Here is a 1,761-nt window from a genome sequence, read left to right on the forward strand (position 1 = left end):
CAAGGACGACGCCGCCCACGCTTCTCTTTCTCAGATCAACTTGTCAAAGAGCGCCGGGGGCGAAACCCCGAAACCTCATCTCATCGAGAACAGCAAATACACCTGCCGGATCGATACACCGGGCGAGATGCGCTCGTGTTGCCGAAGAGAGCGAGCCGTCCAAGAGACGGCTCAGCGACCGGGCCGCTGCTGCGGCCGGCGCCGATGGGCTGGGGTATACGGACGCCTCCTCGGCCCGTCAACACGGAAAGTGAAGCGCCCGCGAAAAATCTGCGACACATCGATGACGGTCGCCCACGACCGACCTCGCGCAAGCGCGGGCCATTCCGAAGGGTGGGAGCGCTCAGTAACCTTTCTTCACCTGCGCCAACGCCGTGCGGAGTCCTTGCGCGACACGGGCGCGCTCCTCGGGCGAGGCGTCGCGGGCGACGGCGACGTGCTCGCGGCGCGAGACCAGGGTGAGGCGCTGGAGGCCGTACTCCTCGTCCTCAACCTGGGTGAGCTTGGTCCAGAGCGGATTGAAGCGCCATTCGCGGCGCTCGCCCCGGTGACTGACTCGAGCGAGGAAGACCTCGATCTGCGAGATCATCACCTCCTCGAAGGAGCGGCCGCGGCGAAAGCTGACCTTCAGCGCCGCGTAGATTGCCAGCATGTCGAGCCCGAAGAAGCCGGCCACCGGCCAGAAGCCCATGCGCCAGCACCAGATCGAGACGGTCAGAGAGACGAGGCAGCAGCCCGTCATCACGATCCGGAAGCCCAGGCGGCTCAGCGACTGGTGCGGCCGGATCGTTGCGCTGAAGACCGGACGGTCGACGCTGTCCGGGTCGAGCCCGTCGGGATGGACTGAGAGGTTGCCGCGCGCCATGCGCCCAATATAACGCTCCGATGCCGCCCAGAAAGACGCTCGACGCCAACACAACGCCGCGCGTGTCGCGGGCGCGAAAGGTCACGGCCAAGGTCGCGCCGCTGGCGAAGGCTCCGGCGCGGCCGAAGGAGCCGATGGGGCCGAAGACAGTCGCGGGCACGCTCGCCGCGCCGCTTACCGCCCATGTCGAAACCGCCCCCGAACCGGTCGACGCGGCGACCCTCGCCGAGATCTTCCGGCGCCTCAGCGCGCGCGACCCGGAGCCGCGGGCTGAGCTCGAGTATCTGAACCCCTACACGCTGCTCGTCGCCGTGGTGCTGTCGGCCCAGGCGACCGACCGCAGCGTCAACCTCGCCACCCGGCCGCTCTTCGCGGTCGCCGACAACCCGAAGGCGATGCTGGCGCTCGGCGAGGAACGGGTGCGCGACTTCATCCGCACCATCGGCCTGTTCAACACCAAGGCCAGGAACGTGATCGCGCTCTCGCGCATCCTGGTCGAGGTGCATGGCGGCGCGGTGCCGCAGTCGCAGGAAGAGTTGCAAGTGCTACCCGGCGTCGGCGCCAAGACGGCGAGCGTGGTACTCAACGTCGCCTTCGGGGTTCCGCGGATCGCGGTCGATACCCATATCTTTAGGGTCTCCAACCGGATCCCGCTCGTGGTCGCGTCGACGACCGACAAGGTGCAGGCCGGCCTGGAGGCGATCGTGCCCGAGCCCTACCGCCTCAACGCCCATCACTGGCTGATCCTGTTCGGCCGCTACATCTGCAAGGCGCGCAAGCCCGATTGCCCGGTCTGCCCGATCAGCGACCTCTGCCGCTACCCGGCCAAGACGCTCTGAAAGGTCCCGGATTCCAAAGGTCGAGACCTTTGGCGGGTGCAGGGCAGAGCCCTGCTG

The 1,761-nt window shown here is 67.5% G+C and carries 2 protein-coding genes; one reads left to right on the plus strand and one right to left on the minus strand.

Annotated elements, in window-relative coordinates; all coding sequences use genetic code 11:
- Window positions 1-343: 343 nt before the first annotated feature.
- Window positions 344-865 (minus strand): DUF2244 domain-containing protein, encoded by a 522-nt coding sequence (locus tag AX737_RS24540; RefSeq protein ID WP_066925860.1) that lies wholly within the window; start codon window positions 863-865, stop codon window positions 344-346.
- A 134-nt stretch (window positions 866-999) separates the two neighbouring features.
- Here AX737_RS24540 and nth point away from each other — a divergent pair, with 134 nt between their 5' ends.
- Complete coding sequence (gene nth / locus AX737_RS24545) at window positions 1,000-1,704, plus strand: endonuclease III (RefSeq protein WP_066925863.1); 705 nt, start codon at window positions 1,000-1,002, stop codon at window positions 1,702-1,704.
- Window positions 1,705-1,761 lie beyond the last annotated feature (57 nt).

Source organism: Methylobacterium sp. CCH5-D2, assembly GCF_001556475.1.
In the GTDB taxonomy this organism is placed as follows: Bacteria; Pseudomonadota; Alphaproteobacteria; order Rhizobiales; family Beijerinckiaceae; genus Methylobacterium; species Methylobacterium hispanicum.

Coding starts and splice junctions, on each gene's coding strand:
- AX737_RS24540 (WP_066925860.1), bottom strand. CDS start 865: ATGGCGCGCGGCAACCTCTCAGTCCATCCCGACGGGCTCGACCCGGAC.
- nth (WP_066925863.1), top strand. CDS start 1,000: ATGGGGCCGAAGACAGTCGCGGGCACGCTCGCCGCGCCGCTTACCGCC.